The sequence below is a fragment of the Nocardiopsis eucommiae genome (genome assembly GCF_965344335.1).
In the GTDB taxonomy this organism is placed as follows: Bacteria; Actinomycetota; Actinomycetes; order Streptosporangiales; family Streptosporangiaceae; genus Nocardiopsis; species Nocardiopsis eucommiae.
Genome location: NZ_CBDRIY010000042.1, coordinates 1 through 15,628 on the forward strand (window position 1 = coordinate 1; position 15,628 = coordinate 15,628).

The window sequence follows — 15,628 nt, forward strand, 5'->3', positions numbered from 1 at the left end:
CCCTCCTGTCCGCCCGCCCTTCTTCCCGTTCCGCGAACAACGAGGCCGTCCCCAGCATCCAAGAGGGCGGACCGTACTCGGCTCGTTGATGACACGGAAAGGGAATCACTCCATGCAGGTGGAACACCCCATGTCGAGCGAGGCCTTCCTGGACGACGTCACGAGCCTCTCCCGGGTGGACTGGCCGGACGTCTGGAGAGGGCCTCCCGGTCCGGGACCCTCCGAATTCGACGCGTGGTGTTCTCGGTACGGCTGGGAACCCCGGACGGTGGAGCGGGAACTCACGGTGACCACGGGGCACGGAAACCGGATCACCCTCGCCTCCAACGGCCACTGGAGCCCGGTCAACGCGGTGCGGTTCGACCATGCACCGGCGGAGGTCAGAACCTCCGAGGCGCACGAGAAGAGGGCGGTGGTCGAGCGGGGCATCGCGGAGTGGAAACGGTTCGGCCAGCTCGTTTCCCGTGTCTGGGGGAGTCCGACGTGGACCGGCCGCGCGGGGGACGACGCCTTTCCCGAGTCTCCCCTGGACGGTCCCTGGAGGAGGCCGAAGTCCCCCTCGGACAACCCCTTCCGGGTCACCTTCTGGTCACCGCCCCCAGGCGCCGACGGCCCGGTCGTCCTGCTCACCCTGGGGGTTCCGAGGTTCACCTGGGAGGCCGACCACCGCGCCGCCGCCCTGCTGAGCCTCTCCTTCCACCCTCCGGCGGTGGGTGCCACACATGGTTAGCCCCGGCAGGCGAGGCCTGACCCCCGAAGAGTGGGCGGACGCGCGGAGGATCGAGTCCTCCTATGACACCGTCTCCGTGGACGAACTGGAGCGCGCCGCAGAGAGGCTGGTCCAGGACTGCGGAAGGGCCGGCTACGTCACCCACGGGGATCCCGACGTCGCGGGCTACCTCAACGACTACGCCACCAACAATCCGGTCGACGGGGCCACCGGCCGGGATTTCGCGTTCGGGACTGACAGGTCCGCACCCGACGGGTCGACTCCCCCGGTCGGAAGCCTTTTCCAGGCCCAGGCCTGCGCGAGGACACGGAACTACCAGGTCCTCTCGGAGACCTCCGCGGGCAGGCGCCTGGACGGCTACCGCCTCTACGACGACCACGTGGTCCAGTATCTGAGATCAGAGTACGGAATCCCCACCACGGTCACGGCGCGGAGCAGGAACAGGGCATGGGCCGAACTCTCCGCGTCGATGGCCGGGGCAGCCGAGGGCAGGGTCCGCGTCTTCGCCCCCGAGGTGCATGCGAGGACCCTTCTCGCCCAGACCGAGCTCCCCGCCCTGATCAGGAACCCGAAGGTCGGGCTCGACAACATCGCGTTCGTCACCGAGTTCCCCCGACAGCCGCACCTGCCGGAGAGTCTGAACCGGTTCCTGGCACACGACGCGGTACGCGCCCAGGTGACGATGGACGACTACGGGGCAAGGAGCCCGAGCCCGCGTGCCCTGGCCGCCAGATTGGACTCCATCAGCCTCCCGCCGCGACTGCACGCCGAGAGGGACCGTGAGACCGCGATACTGCGGAACGCCACGTCCTACGCGGACCTGAGGCCCCGCACCGTTCGGCCGACCGGCACCGCCGTCAGCACGAACCACGCGGGCGCGGCGAAGGGTGCGGGGCCTGTTGTCGGTGCTGCCGCCCGTCCCGCTTCCGCGCCCCCGGAATCCGGGCGCGCGGCAAAGAGGAAGCGTCTGCTCTCACTCGCCAAGGGAAGCTCCACCGTGGCCAAGGGGACCGCCAAGCTGGCCAAGATCATCGACGAGTCCGAAACGGACGACTCCAAGGACGAGGACGGCCCGGACGTGTAGGAACCGACCTCCCGGGCTGAGCGCTGGGCGGAGGCCGCGCTCAGCATCGCTCGGACAACTGAGGGGCGCGCGCCGACCGCTCACACGCCCCTCGTCGGCCCAGCGGACTCCACCGCCCGAGCTCCTATTCCTGTCTGCGCATCACGTTGGCCATCGCCCGGTCGAACTCCCCACGGCCCAGGTCCAGCCAGTCGTCCCGCTCCGCGAGGAACTCGTAGAACGCCCCGTGCACCCGGAACCCGTGCAGGTCGACCAGCTGTTGGGGGTCCTCGGCGAAGACCCGCTCCTGGCCGTCGTCGTTGGCCTGCTGGAGCCTCCGCATCGCGTCCGACTCGTCCTGACGGGAGATGAAGTCCCGCGAGCCGTCAGCACTACGCAGCGAGCCGTCCGGACCCGTGGAGAAGTGGGCGCCGTCCTGCTCCATGTAGGAGCGGGCCAGCTTGTACGCCTCGATGATCTGGCTGTCCAACGTGCCGTCCAGTGCGCCCGCGTGGGGGCGCTCCGGGTCGGAGGAGAAGTTGACCAGCATGTCCCGGCTGACGGTCCTGTTCGCATAGCGCATCGTCCGGAAGTCGTCCATCCGTGCCTGCTGGATGTCGACGAGCTGTTGCAGGGACTCGTCGAACTCCCAGTCGAGGTCGTCCAGGCCGAGGTCGTCCTGGAGGTCCTCCGGGTTGACCTCCTCGGACGCGCTCATGCCCCGTTCCTCGGCGTACTCCTCACCGCGCGCGGCGTCCACCAGCTCCATGACCTCGTTGGCGTAGGTGTCCGGGTCCAACCGCGAGACGTCCACCGGGGACAGGCCGTGTGCCTTCTGGTGCTTCTCACGGCAGGCCACGGCCAGCTCCGCCTGCTGCATGCGCTTGGCCAGCATCGCCTCGAAGTCGGGCTGGTTCATCCGCACGTCGAAGTCCAGCGCGCTGGAGAGGGTGGGGATGGTCTGGAGCGTGTAGTCGTGGCCGGGGTGCACGATCGTGTCCTTGAAGAGCCGCCAGCTCATCGGCAGGATCATCTCGTTGCGGTTCCACACGGGTGAGTCGCCCGCACGGAACACGATCGAGTTGCGTTCGGAGATGAAGGCCAGGTCGTTGTAGGAGATGACCGGCTCCTCCTTGGTCGCCATGGTGTAGGAGACCTTGCCCTCCACATTGGATCCCTTGAGCAGCTTCCCCTTGTCCTGGGTCACCGTCTTGGAGTCCATGTAGGTGGTGTGGCGCTTGCCCGACATCTTCTCCAGCGTCTCGAGCATGGAGTCGTCGGTGCTCTTGAGGAAGACGATGTTGGAGGTGTTGCCCTGCACGATCTTGTCCACGCTCTCGCCGTAGACCTCACGCAGCTGCTGGAGGGTCTGGAGGATGAGGGTGAACTGCTGGTCCTGGCCCAGACCGATGGACAGCATCGTCTCGAACCCGGAGATGCCGTGCCCCTCGGACTGCAGGTTGCCCAGCTCGTCCAGCATGAACCGGGTCTTGTACAGCGGCTTCTGGTTCTCCTTGGTCATGTACGACTTGTCGAAGTTCAGGTCGACGAGCTGCTTGATCAGGATCAGGATCAGCTTGGCGTACTTCATCAGGTGCGGCGGGGTCACCAGGAAGACGGCCTTGGGCTGCTCCGAGTAGCGCACCATCGTGTTGATGATGGCGTTGGCCTGAGCCATCTCCTTCTCGGGCAGGTCCCCGGTGATGTTGGTCAGCCGCATCTGCGGATAGGTGGTCCGCCCCGGCGCGAACGCACCGTCGTCGTTCCTCTTCAGTTCCAGGAGGATGCCGTTGCGCACGATCTTCTGGTCGGTCACCGGATCGGTGATGAAGAACCTGCCGTTGAGCGAGGTCTGGTAGTCCTTCATGAATCGGAAGTAGAAGGTGCGGATCAGCATGCCGGTCTGGGGGTTCAGCAACCGCAGCCGCACGTGGGCGACGTCCCTGGGGAACTTGCCCTGGAAGTAGAACCGGGCCCAGCCCTCACGGGAGACGATGTCGTCGTGCTCGAAGTCCTGCCCCAGCGGCTCCGTGAACCCCGCGTCCGCGTAGGCGTCCCACCTGGCCTGGGCGCCGATCAGGTGGTCGCGTTTGAGGTAGTTGCTCGCGAACCGCACGCCCATGCGCCGGGGGAAGCTCAGCCCGCCCAGGTCCGTGTTCTGGCTGGGGGTGCCCGAGGTGAGGGTGGAGATCGTGGGGTCGGTGAAGAAGCTCATCGCGGTGATCGCGATGCCGTACACGGACGCGAGCATCTTCTCGGCGGCGCCCATGGCCCGCAGTGCGTTGTCGGCGTTGCCGACCAGGGTCCGCATCGAGTTCGGCGGAAGCCCGTTGGTGGCGTTGAAGAACAGGGTGAGCATGTCCAGCTCCTCCTTGCCCTCCCACAGGAACTCCCGGCGCTGGGCCTCCTCCATCTCGGAGACGGCCTCCTCCTCGCGGAACGTGCCGTCGTCCGGGCTGCCGTAGTCGCCGTTCTGCGCCTTCTCCTCGACGGCGGTGACCGGGTTCTTCACCTTCTTCGCTGAGAGCTGCACGAACAGCTGGTAGCAGTTGTAGAGCGTGACCTTGCCCCACCGCTCGTCGAGCTTGGTCTCCAGGACCTTGGGGTCCATGTTCACCCGGGCGGCGTAGTCGCGGAGCTCGCGCTCCTCCTCCAGGTAGTAGTCGATGAGACCGTAGGCGGCGCGCTTGAAGGCGTTGTTGGCGGCGTTGGGCCACACCGGGTCCTCGCCGCCGTCCAGCGGGAAGAAGACGTCGGCGATGTTCTCGATGTACATAGCGCACTTGGTGGAGTCGCCCTCACGAGCGGCCTCCGCCGCCATGCCGAGCGGATTGTAGATGTCCGTCTTCATGGCGTTGATGAGGTTGAACTGCACCACCTGGAAGCCACGCATCGTGGCCCGTACGTAGTGCTTGACCAGCAGTTCGCCCTTGGGGTCGTTGATGACCATGTTGTTGGGGCGCTTCTCCCGCAACCACATGTCGACCATCGGCTCGATGTAGGTCTGGCCCTTGCCGGCCCGGGTGATGGCCAGCACCATCGTGTTGACCGGTGCGGTGTCCACGATGTAGGCGCCGGCCGGACGCTGCACCTCGTACTCGGGGAAGGTCCAGTCGTCGTTGATCATGTCCGCGACGGTCTTGTACCTCCCGAGCTTCTCCCGGTCCTTGCCGTCGGGGTTGTAGGGGATCCCGGTGGTGTCGAACCGTTTGCGGAGCGACTTGTCCTTCGGCAGGCCCGAGGCCTCGAAGAGGTCGTCACCGAACCTCTCGTCGATGAGCGGCTTCCTCCGGGTGATCGCCCGGTCGTCGTCATCGCGGAGGATCTCGCCCTTGAGGTACTCGATGTCGCCGTCGGAGTCGAGGACGTCCTCCGTGGCGCGCTGGGCGACCGGGACCTGCTTGAGGCCCTTGTTGGTCATCATGACGTGACTGATCATCGAGTTCGGCTGCACGGCCGAGTGCGCGCCGACGTCGGGGAACCAGTCGAACTTGCGCACGATCTCCTGCGGCAGGGCGATGTGCTGGTCACCGGTGTACTGGTTGATGTCGCTCGTGTCGTGCAGCAGGTTCTGGGAGTCCCGCTTGCGCATGAGCAACAGGTACACCAGGCCGAACGCCAGCAGGCCCACACCGGGACCGACGCCCAGCTTGAACAGGTTCGGGCGCACGAACCAGCCCAGGGGGGTGTCGGGCAGGCCCGCGCGGTCGGCGTCGAGCTCCGCCTGCTGGGCCTCCATGTCATCGAGCACCCACTGGGGTGTCTCCTCCTCGGCCGCGGCCCGGGTCTCGTGGCAGGGCTGGTCGGGGACGGCCTCCCCGGCCTCGTCCAACACCCGGAAGCAGACCTGGGTGGTGGACACCTGTTCGCGCTCGACGTACGCGGGCGCGGTCGGCCCGTTCAGCGTCCTGCTCACGGTGTCCACCGCGTACTCGCCCACCGACCACAGGGACCACACCAGCCCCACGACGACCAGACCGGCGGAGGCGGCGAGGACGGTGCCCGAGGTGCGGGTCTTCCTGTCCTCGATCTTCGATCGTTCGAGCTGCTGGGACTCGTAGACGTCGCGGTTGGCGATCGTCTCCTCGGTCTTGCGTGAGGAGAGATTGTCCCAGGCGCCCGCCTTGGGGCTGGAACTCCTCCTGGCCATGGTGCGCCTTTCCTTGGTACGTGCACGCGACGTGGGCACCGGGACGGGCCCCAGTCCGTGCGGTGGTGCGGGCCTGGGTGGGGGCGTTGCGGGCGTCTACTGGTCGAGCCACACAGAGAGGGCCATCGCGCTGCTGCCGAACGTGTTGAACCCGATCCACCAGCCGAGGATGACGCCCACGCCGATAGCCGCCAGGGAGACCACGGCCATGAGGACGAAGAGGATCTTGTTGGCGCGCCGCTGGACCTGGTTGGCGCGGTCCAGCTCCTCGATGCTGGCCTGGTTGGCGCGGTTCACCGCCATCAGCTGGTTGGCGTACTCCTGGTGCATGGTGTCGGTGAGGCCACGGGTCCGATCCGCCAGGCCGGTGTACATCTGGTTGTTGGTCTCGGCCTTGTGCCGCCACTCGAGCTCGCGCTCGCGTATCCGCGCCTCGGCGTGTTCGCGGGTGCGCTCCAGTTCGGCCTTGACGGCATCCAGTTCACTGGTGAGCCTGCGCGTCTGCGCCTCGTGCTCGGACTTGAGCTCCGCCGTCCGCTGGGCGTTCGAGGCCTGCATCTTCTCGATGCTGTTGTCCAGCCGCAGCTGCACGGCCAGGGCCTCGGCACGGGCGATGTCCTGCTTGCGGTTGTCGTCGATGTACCGCGTCAGCCTCGCGTTCCACTGGGTGAGCAGGGCGGTCTCGGCCTCGCGCTGGGCGGCCTCGCGCTCGGAGAGCAGCTGGAAGGCGCGGGTGGCACCGAGCTGCATCCGTGTGTGCGCGTCCCTGCGGCGCATCTCCAGCACCATCTGGCGCTGGTGGACGTGGCGCTCCTCGTTGCGGTGCTCGATCTCGGGGGCGACGTCGGCGATCTTGCGCTCGAACTCCGGCCGGACCCGGTCCCAGAAGACCTGTCGGGCCTGGGCCGCCGCGAGCTCGGCCCGCTGGTCGGCGTCCTCCTCGTAGCGCCGGGTGATCTCGGAGCGCTGATGGCTGACCTCCTCGGGCGCTCTCGTCTTGAGCTCGCGGTACTCCTGTTCCGTGGCGGCCGCGAGCCTCTGGTAGACGGAGCCCTCTCGTTCCTCGTCCACCTCGCGCATGACCGACTCGGCGTGCAGGCTCATCGTCTCGACGAAGAGCCCGCGCAGTTCACCACGGTGCTTGTTGTGGAGTGTGGCCAGTTCGGCGTTGGCCTGCTTGGCCAGCTGGTGGACCTGTTCACCGAGCCAGTCGGTGGGCTTGTCCGTGAACGAGTCGTCAAGGTCCAGCAGGACCGCCGGAGCTCTGGTGTCGAAGGTGGCCTCGAACTCGTCGAGGGTGACGTCGAGGTCCAGGTCACCGGTCAGGAAGCGCCGCGCGATGGTCGCGCGCACCTCGTCCTCGGTGAACTCCCGGTCCCGGTGCTGTTCGGCGTACTCCTCCCAGGTCGCGGTGTCCTCGTCCTCCTCTTCCTCGTCCTCCTCGTACTCGACCCCCTCGTCGAATCCGCCGGACTCGTCGTCACGGAAGTCCTCGGGGTCCAGCACTCCCAGACCCTCGTCGGTCTCCTCGGCGAACACGTCGTCGGCTTCCTCGCTGAACATCAGCGGGTCCTCACCGCCCGTGGAGGGGTCGTCGGCGGACGGGGCGTGGCCGGACGCCGCGTTGGTCTCGGGGGGCTGGGCACCGGGGAAGGGACCGGTGGGGGCGGGCACGCCGAAGCCGCCGCCCGCGTCGGGGTGGGGGGCGGCCTGGGGCGGCGCGGGGTTGTGGGCGAGCGGCGCGGGGTTCGGACCCGTACCGAACGCCGGAGCAGCCGCATTCGGACCCGTACCGTGCCCGGTGGCGGCTCCGGGGACCATGGGGCCGGGCCCGGGTTCGGGGGCGTCGATGGCCTGGGTCCAGGCCCACACGTGCGGCAGGTACTCGGACATGTCGCGGTTTCCGTGGGCGACCGCCACCGCGTCCGCGTAGGTGGCCGGCTTGTCCTTGACGGGGTTGACCGTCAGCTCCGTGCCGTCCTGGCTCGGGCTCAGCACCATCCAGAAGTAGGTGGCGTTGGTGAGCAGCGAGTACTCCTCCATACGCTCCAGTGTCTGAGGGGTGGGGATGATGCCCAGGATCTCCTCGTCGAGGAGGGCCCGCGTGGTGATGGCCTGGATGAGGTCGTGGTTGATGAGCTCGATGAGCGAGCCCTTGGCCTCGTCCCTCTGCTGCTTCTTGCTCAACCCCCCGATCTCGGCCACGGGCAGGGCGAGGGCCACCCAGGAGTTGTTGCCGGGCAGGGAGAAGCGTTCGTTCTGCCTGAGCAGGTCGACGGCGGCGTTGACCGCGCTCTCCCGCACCACGCTGGCCAGCATCTCCTCGGGCTTCCTCCGCTTACGGCGCTTCTTCCCGTCGGCGCCCGGCGCGGCGGCGGCCGCCTCCGTGTTCTCCGAGGACGTGCCGTCGTCCGCCCCCTGCTGCCGCATGTTGTCCATGAGTCCCATCGGCACATCCTCTCCCGTTCCTGTGCTGAATTAACGAAGTGATTATCACGTAGGACCAGTGGCTTTTTCGGCACGGGAAATCCCCGCGGTCCATGCCGATTCCCTATCGGGCCGCGGTCACCTCGACATAGGAATCACTCTGGCGCAGTCCCTTGTTCTCGCTGCGCATCATGCCGCGCACGTCCACCCGCAGCACCCGTTCGTGGGGATGGGCGTTGATGAAGGCAGCCAGGGAAATGGTGACCTCGTCGGTCATCTTCGCGATGGCCGCACGCGCTCCGCCCGCGTTGGAATCGGTGTCGGCGTGGTCGTCGATCAGGTACTGGAGCACCCGTTCCGCGATCTCGACCCGGACCCCGTGCTTGACCATGATCTCGCGGCGCATCTGGCGGAGCCTGTTCTTGACGATCTTGCGCTGGGTCTCACGCGAGAGCGGTTGGAACGGAACGATCGCGTCGATACGGCCCAGGAGTTCGGGCGGGAACTTGTTGTCGCCCTGGGTGGTGGCGATGGAGCGGCGGATCTCCTTCATCTTCTCCACCAGCTCCTTTCCCGACCCCGTGTCGTCCTCGTTGTACTGGGCGATGGTCTCGTAGATCTCCGAACCCGCGTTGGTGGTGAGCACGATGTAGGTGTTCAGGAAGGACACCTGGCGACCGTTGTCGTCGGTCAGCCTGCCGTCGTCGAGCACCTGGAGCAGAACGCGGGTGATCGCGGAGGCGGCCTTCTCGATCTCGTCGAAGAGCAGGACGGCGTGCCCGAGGTCCCACACACGTTTGGTCAGTTCCGAACGGAAGAGGTCCAGGGACTCCTCGCGGGCGAACTCGGACATGTCGAACCGGATGAGGTGGCGCTGGTCGTCACCGAACAGGAGTTTCGCGAGCTGCTTGGTGAGCTCCGTCTTTCCCGTACCGGTCGAACCGGTGAGCAGGAAGGAGGACATCGGCTTGGTCTTGTCGTTCAGGTCCGCCACGCACAGCTGGAGTCTCTTGGCGACCACACTGGTGGCGAAGTCCTGGGAGAAGACCGCGCTGTCCAGCTGTTGCTTGATCTTCACCGCGTCGACGCTGAAGGCCACGTTGACGTTGGTCGACTCCATGAGGACGTCGGCCAGCAGGGCACGGTCCATCGGGCGCCCGCTGTGCCGGTGCCAGCCCACCATCGAGTCGAGCACCAGGATCGACTTGCGCGGCTGGGTCGAGGCCGGGATGTACCGGTTGGTGTACTCGTAGATCAGCTCGAAGAGGTGGTCGTCGTAGAACTGGTTCGCGACGCCGTACCGCCGGGCCATCCCCTTGAGGATCCGGACCGTGGTGCTCTGGTCAGGCGGGTTCACGTTGATGCGCTGGAGGCGTTCCATGAGCGGCTGGTTCGGCGCCACGAACTTGTGGAACTCGTCGAACGTCGTGGCCGCGATGACCCGGATACCGCGTGCGCCCGAGGCCGCCAGCACCGGTTTGAGCGCCTCGACGGAGGCCGAGCTGAGCTGCACCACCTGGTGGAACTCGTCGATGAACAGGACCAGCTCGACCTGCTCGTCGGTGCTGAACAGCTCGGCCTCGTCGAACAGGCCCTTGAGCAGCGCCGCCATTTCGTCGGGTGTGCTCAGGCCGGCGATCATCCTGGCCAGGTCCACTTCCAGGTAGAGCCGCTTGGTGTCCGCCGTCATGGCCGCCTGGACCAGGGCGGTCTTTCCCGAACCGGGGGGAGCCAGCAAAAGGGCGTTGCACAATTCGGGCCGGGACATGGCGGCCATGAGCTGGGAGATCTCGCGTTCCCGGCCGACGATCTCACGCTCGGCGGCCTTGAGCGGATCGCTGTACTTCGCCAGCTTCGGGTAGAGCTCGTTGAGGTCCTCAGCGAGGGAACCGTCGGACCGGGTGAACAACCAACACCACCTTCTGTGGATGAGAAGGTTACGGCTTCGTCTCGATGCCGCTCAATTTGTGCTCATAAATCAGCAATATCCTAGCACGCAGCACCCTGACAAGGACCAACGGGAATCCCTGTTCAAGGGGCCCGTAAATGCCACCGGGGGCCGCCTTCCAAACGGGGGGAAGGCGCCCCGAGAGCATGCGTGAAAGACGCGGGAAGAAAGCACGGAACCGCACCGGAACCGTCGAGTCGTGTTCGCGGGTTCCGCGATAGCCCGTCCCGCCCCACGCCTTAGTCAGCACGCTTCTCCCGGGTCGAGGCCCGGTTCCGGCGTCGGCCCTAATCGTCCAGGTCGAGGAAACCGTCGGGGTCGTCGCTCCCCGCGGCGTGGTCGGTACCGCGACGGTCGGCCGGGACGTCTCGCCCCGAACCCGACAGCGCTGCCGCCACACCCGGGTGGATCCTCGATCGCAGCATTCCCTCGGGGGTGTCCTCGACGTAGTCAACCCCGGGCCGGAGGGTGGCCTCCTCCACGCGACGCTGGGCCCGCACCTCCTCCAGCACACGGTCGAACACCCCTCCGGGCACCTGGTTCACCGTGCTCGCGACCGCGCCCTCGTCACGGCGCACGGAGCTCGTCTGGCCGCGTTGGACCACGTCGAACTCCTCATCGGCGAACAGGTCCTCGATCTGCTCCGAGCGTTCGGACACGGCCGGCTGGTTCTCGATCACCGCCCACTCCGGCTCCTCCGTCGAGTAGTCGGGGAAGTACTCGGCGAGGGTGTACCCGCTGTTCCCCTCATTGAGTTCGGTGTTGTTCTGGTTGCGTACGCCTACGAAGGCCAGCGGCGGCTGGTCGATGCGTTCCGGTGCGACCAGGAGGAAGTCGGCTTCCGCGGGCAGCTCCCAGACGATGCCGGTCATGGACTCCGGTACCTGGAACCGGGATCCGAAGTAGCCCTTGCGCACCAGTTCGAGCAGCTGGTCGGTGCCGAACTCGTAGAAGGCGTCGAAGTTCGGTTCCGACCCGGAGCGGAACGGCAACGCGGTGATGCCGTAGGGCAGGGCGACGTCGGGCTGAATCTGGACGATCTGTCCGCGCAGGTGCAGGTAGGGGCGATGGTTCTGGTCGGTGCCGTGATGCAGGACCGACACCGTCTCCATGCGCACGGAGATCTCACAGGGCACCGCGCTCAGGGTCTCCGTGTCGGCCTCGCTGTCGCGGGCGAGACGATGGAGCCACGGGTCAGTGAGCTTCAGGGGTGCGATTTTCACGCGTTCGCCTTTCTTCGGTACGAGGGGTCACCGACCGGCTTCCTCTCCCAGCAGGGAGCGCCGGGCCTTCGTGGCCAGTCCACCCTGGGCACGCCAGAGCCACCGCGCCACGACCAGCACCAGGACGAAGATCAGACCGATGAGGAACAGGGAGGGCACCAGCCAGTACGTCACCTGCATCTCCAGAGGCGACGCCGGACCGACACCGCTTCCACCCGAGACCATGAGGAAGACGTTGGGGACCACGGTCACCGCGGCGAACATCCCCAGAACGTAGGTGGCGGCGACCGCCCCGAACCTCAGGCCGGAACGTACGACCACCAACAGCGCCCGCGTCCCCGAGTGCCCCAGGCGCGTGCGGATCCGCGCAGCCAGTGGCGGCCGTGCCGAGTCGTTCCCGTGGGTCGGCTCGGTCGCGGTGGCCCGCCCCGCGGGCTCCTTCCCGTCCTGTTGTTCGTCCTGCGGCTTCGTCTCACGTCGGGGCGTCGAGGCCAAGGCGGACTTCGCCTTCTTCCTTGCCGGTGGTCGGGCGGGGCTCATGGATGTTCTCCTGGCGGGGACGGGGGTCGGGGCTGGGGGGACGGGCGGAGTGCCCCGGGAACGGGTCGGATGTGCGGCGTCCCCTCAGGATCGCAGCGGATCCTCGTCGGTCCACTGAACGTCGAAGTGGGTCACCATACCCGCGTAGTCGGTCGTCCAGGCCACGGACAGCGTCGCGACGGGGGACACCTGGTCATCCTCGTCGATTCCGGCCTCCGGAAGGTCGTCGGCGTCGAAGACCTCCACGTAGGCGAAGTAGGAGTAGTCGGCCTTCCTGCTCTCGACCACCACCGGGGAGAACTCCCCCAGAGCGGCCCTGGCCTCCGGCCCCAGGCCCGGGACACCGCCGTCGGCCAACTCCTGGGCCGGGAGCAGGGACTCCTCCTCGACGGGGACCCTGGGCTCGACCCGGACGTCGCCCTCAGCCTCCACGGCCTCACGCAACAGCTCGCGCATCCAGTCGCCGTCGGCCTCCACCCGTGCGACGCGCACGGACGAGGAGCTCTCCAACGCCTCGATCCAGCCCGTCCGGTACTCGGCCTGGGCCCGCTCGTCATCCTCCTGGAGTTCCTCGACCAGAGTCGCGACCTGGGCCCGGTCCTCCTCGTGTCCGGAGGAGGCCAGCCACACGGCCAGCCCTCCGATCGCCGAGAGCAGCACGGCGACGGTCAGGGGCGCCCAGGAGAGGATGAGCCGGATCCTCTTCCGGCGGAGCTCGCGCTCACGTTCGTAGGCCTCGATCTCCGCCAAGCTCATTCCGGGTCCCCCCCGTCCGCGTCGGCACCGTCCCCGGTGTCCTCACCTGAGTCCGTGCCGACGCCCTCGTCCCCGGCGTCCTCCTCCTCGGCACCGACCGCCACCGACCCCAGCACCATCTGGTCGAACTTCTTGACCACCGGGTCGTAGGTCCCGTGCATCCAGGCGACCATCTGTCCGGTCTCCTCGTGGGTCAGGGTCCAGACCATGGGAATCGACCCGTCCCGTTCGAAGACCTTCGCCTCATGAGAGGTCCAGGTGTAGTCGGTGACGGTGGACTCGTCCTCCAGGCCGTCCAGGGCCGCCACCTCGGAGTGCCACTGGCTCACGGCGTTGAAACCGTTGTCGTCACGCACGTGCGCGGCGAAGTGCGGGGTCAGATGGCGGCTCAGACCACCGACACCCTCCTGGCGCAGGCCCTCGGCGCAGGCGGTGAGCTCCTCGTTGGTGTAGTCACGCGGCTCGGTGGGCCGCTCGTCGAGGTAGGACACGCACTCGTCCCGTTCACCCAACCGGGGCGTCCTCTCGGGCAGTTCGTCCAGGCGCAGCGGCCCGGCGTGCTCCAGATAGGTGTTCTGCGCCTCAGCCACCGTTTCGCCCACGGTGGTCGCCTGGCCCAGCCAGCGGTTGGCCTCCTCCTCGCCGGGCAGGTCCTCCAGCCCCTGCTCGGCGACGCCGATGTTGCGCTGGGCGTCGAAGCCGTCCTGCGCCTGTTCCTGGAGCTGGCTTTCGTGACGGGAGCTGATCGCGGCCGCGCCGACCAGCAACACCAGTCCGCCCAGGAGGAACAGCACCGTGCCCGACCAGTAGAGGAGGCGCAGCAACAGGGTCGCGCATCCGACCCCGGTGCGCCGGGGTGAGGCCCCCTTCGGCCCGGTCGAGGATTCGGCGCCCGCCGGCTGGTGGGCGCCGCCGGTCGGGTTCGCCGAATACGACGGTGACGCAGAGGGCCTTTCGGACCCGTATTCACCATCGGCCACGTTGACCTCCTCTCCTCAGTGACCACGCGGTACTTCTCGTCATAAACAGAATGGCTCTCTCAACCCACACAATAGTGATGGATTCCGCGCCCCCGGCCCGCTGGACCACCGGGGCCGGTGCACCCGTTCCGGTTCAGTCGGGACCGGAGGAACGCACCCGGGAGGTCGTGGCGTACCCCTCGAGGTCCGCCACTCCGCCGTCGCCGTCGGTGGTCAACAGCACCGTCGCAGTGCTGAGGGAGCTCGCCTGTCCGTCGTCGGAGGTGGTCCGCACATCGACCACCACGAGATAGGCGTACTCGGTGCCCTGAATCGATATCAGGTCGGTTTGGAAACTGTTCACCCGGGAGTCGAGTCCGAGCAGGTCGATGAGGGAGTGTTCCTCTCCCCCCCTTTCGACGTTCGTCGGTGCGCTGGGCAGGAACTCGGTCATGAACGCCGAGTCCTCGGGGACACCGTGGACGTTCGTCATCGTGGTGCGCGCCGACTCGTACTCTGCATGGCTCTCCCACGTCAGCGCTGTGCCCAGCACCTCCTCGATGAGTTCCTCGTCCTCGGCCAACCGATGGACGTTCGTGCCCACGACGTCGTCAGCGACCAGGCGCCCCCGGTCCTCCTGTTCGGCCACCAACTCGGCCCTGCGGTCGTCGAGCTCGACGATCTGCTGCTCCTGCTCGGCCAGGACGTCCTCCTGAGCGCCCCGTGTCAGCGCGAAGGAGACGCTCGCGACGACCAGGACACCGGCCCCGACCAAGGGGAAGGAGTTGCGTTGCAGGAATCCCATCAGTCCTCATCCCGGTCCGGCCCGCCCGAGGGGCGTTCACCGATCGTGGTCTCACCGACGTAGAGGCTGTGGAACGTCCCCGCGTCGGAACTGTAGGTGGCCCTCGCCCAGGCGAGGAGGTCACCGCTGGAGGAGTCGCGGTTGAGCCAGGCCACGTTGACCGTGCGGGACGATCCCCCGCGAGGTGTGACGGCCACCAGCTCCCAGGAGTTCGCGGAGGGTTCCGCGTAGGTGGTGAGGCCCTCGTCGGCGTAGCGGGTGTACCAGGGGGCGAGCACGTCGATCTCACCGGGGCCGTAGAACACGTCGGCTCCCGGAGAGTAGTCCTCCTCGTCCTCGATGATCCGTGCCGACTCCGCGAAGAAGTCGATGAGCTCCTCGCGGTGTTCACCCACTGGGGCGTAGACCTCGCCGGCGTCCCCGTCCCCGGACAGTTCCGCGTCGTTGAGGTCGGCGAAGATCTCCTGGTAGGTGTTCTGCGCCTCGGCCACCTGCCCACCCTTCTCCCAGGCCTCCGACACGGCCCGCTCCATCTGTTCCTCGAAGGCGGCGGCGTCCTCCTCGTTCCAGGTCTCGGACTCCAGGCCGCGGATGTCGCCCTTGAGCATGGCGATGGACTCCTCGTTGGCGTGGGCCCGAGCCTCCGTGGTGTCCGTACTGGACGCGGCCAGGGCCCCGAATCCCAGTGCCCCGACCAGCAACGCCGCTCCCAGGCTCAACCGCACGGTCCTGCCGACGTCACGCTCGGAGTGCGGGGAGGTGGCGCGCCGCTCCCCGCGTTCGCGTCTGCGCTCCTGACGCCGGGCACGACGATCGCGGAGCATTTCCTCCACGTCGTCACCGGTCATCCTCCGGCGGTTGGGCCGCTGCTTGGCCTCGAACCTGTCGAGGCGTTCCATCACCTCCTCCCGGCTCATCTGGTGCCAGGGCTTCCGCTCAGGCGTCGCCGGCTCTTCCGATGAGGCTCCGTCACCCGACGGGTCCTCGGCTCGGTCGGTACGTTTCCCGTGTTCTTCGTCGGACACCG

11 protein-coding genes are annotated in these 15,628 nt (G+C 67.4%); 2 read left to right on the plus strand and 9 right to left on the minus strand.

Going from position 1 to position 15,628, the window contains the following annotated elements; all coding sequences use genetic code 11:
* Positions 1–112 precede the first annotated feature (112 nt).
* Together ACRWK8_RS22335 and ACRWK8_RS22340 are read left to right on the plus strand one after the other, a co-directional pair.
* On the plus strand, positions 113–730 hold the full coding sequence (locus ACRWK8_RS22335; protein ID WP_431872663.1) for a hypothetical protein: 618 nt from the start codon (positions 113–115) through the stop codon (positions 728–730).
* On the plus strand, positions 723–1,814 hold the full coding sequence (locus tag ACRWK8_RS22340; RefSeq protein WP_431872665.1) for a hypothetical protein: 1,092 nt from the start codon (positions 723–725) through the stop codon (positions 1,812–1,814). The genes ACRWK8_RS22335 and ACRWK8_RS22340 overlap by 8 nt, the downstream gene beginning before the upstream one ends.
* Before the next feature lie 124 nt (positions 1,815–1,938).
* Here ACRWK8_RS22340 and ACRWK8_RS22345 read toward each other — a convergent pair whose 3' ends face one another.
* From ACRWK8_RS22345 to ACRWK8_RS22385, 9 genes are all read right to left on the minus strand, one after another.
* Complete coding sequence (locus tag ACRWK8_RS22345; RefSeq protein WP_431872667.1) at positions 1,939–5,943, minus strand: type IV secretory system conjugative DNA transfer family protein; 4,005 nt, start codon at positions 5,941–5,943, stop codon at positions 1,939–1,941.
* 96 nt (positions 5,944–6,039) lie between these two features.
* Positions 6,040–8,391, minus strand: a complete 2,352-nt coding sequence (locus ACRWK8_RS22350; protein ID WP_431872669.1) for a hypothetical protein — start codon at positions 8,389–8,391, stop codon at positions 6,040–6,042.
* 103 nt (positions 8,392–8,494) lie between these two features.
* Positions 8,495–10,279 carry an AAA family ATPase gene (locus tag ACRWK8_RS22355; RefSeq protein WP_431872671.1) on the minus strand — a complete coding sequence of 595 codons (1,785 nt, stop codon included), beginning with the start codon at positions 10,277–10,279 and terminating at the stop codon, positions 8,495–8,497.
* A gap of 326 nt (positions 10,280–10,605) precedes the next feature.
* Positions 10,606–11,541 carry an AAA family ATPase gene (locus ACRWK8_RS22360; RefSeq protein WP_431872673.1) on the minus strand — a complete coding sequence of 312 codons (936 nt, stop codon included), beginning with the start codon at positions 11,539–11,541 and terminating at the stop codon, positions 10,606–10,608.
* Between the two features lie 27 nt (positions 11,542–11,568).
* Positions 11,569–12,081: a hypothetical protein gene (locus tag ACRWK8_RS22365; protein WP_431872675.1), complete on the minus strand. Its 513-nt coding sequence runs from the start codon at positions 12,079–12,081 to the stop codon at positions 11,569–11,571.
* 84 nt (positions 12,082–12,165) lie between these two features.
* Positions 12,166–12,837 (minus strand): hypothetical protein, encoded by a 672-nt coding sequence (locus ACRWK8_RS22370; protein ID WP_431872677.1) that lies wholly within the window; start codon positions 12,835–12,837, stop codon positions 12,166–12,168.
* On the minus strand, positions 12,834–13,661 hold the full coding sequence (locus tag ACRWK8_RS22375; protein WP_431872679.1) for a hypothetical protein: 828 nt from the start codon (positions 13,659–13,661) through the stop codon (positions 12,834–12,836). The genes ACRWK8_RS22370 and ACRWK8_RS22375 overlap by 4 nt, the downstream gene beginning before the upstream one ends.
* Positions 13,662–13,950: 289 nt before the next feature.
* Entirely contained in the window at positions 13,951–14,601 is a 651-nt protein-coding gene (locus tag ACRWK8_RS22380; RefSeq protein WP_431872681.1) for a hypothetical protein, read from the minus strand.
* On the minus strand, positions 14,601–15,500 hold the full coding sequence (locus ACRWK8_RS22385) for a hypothetical protein (RefSeq protein WP_431872683.1): 900 nt from the start codon (positions 15,498–15,500) through the stop codon (positions 14,601–14,603). Before ACRWK8_RS22385 ends, ACRWK8_RS22380 begins: the two co-directional genes overlap by 1 nt.
* Positions 15,501–15,628: the final 128 nt, after the last annotated feature.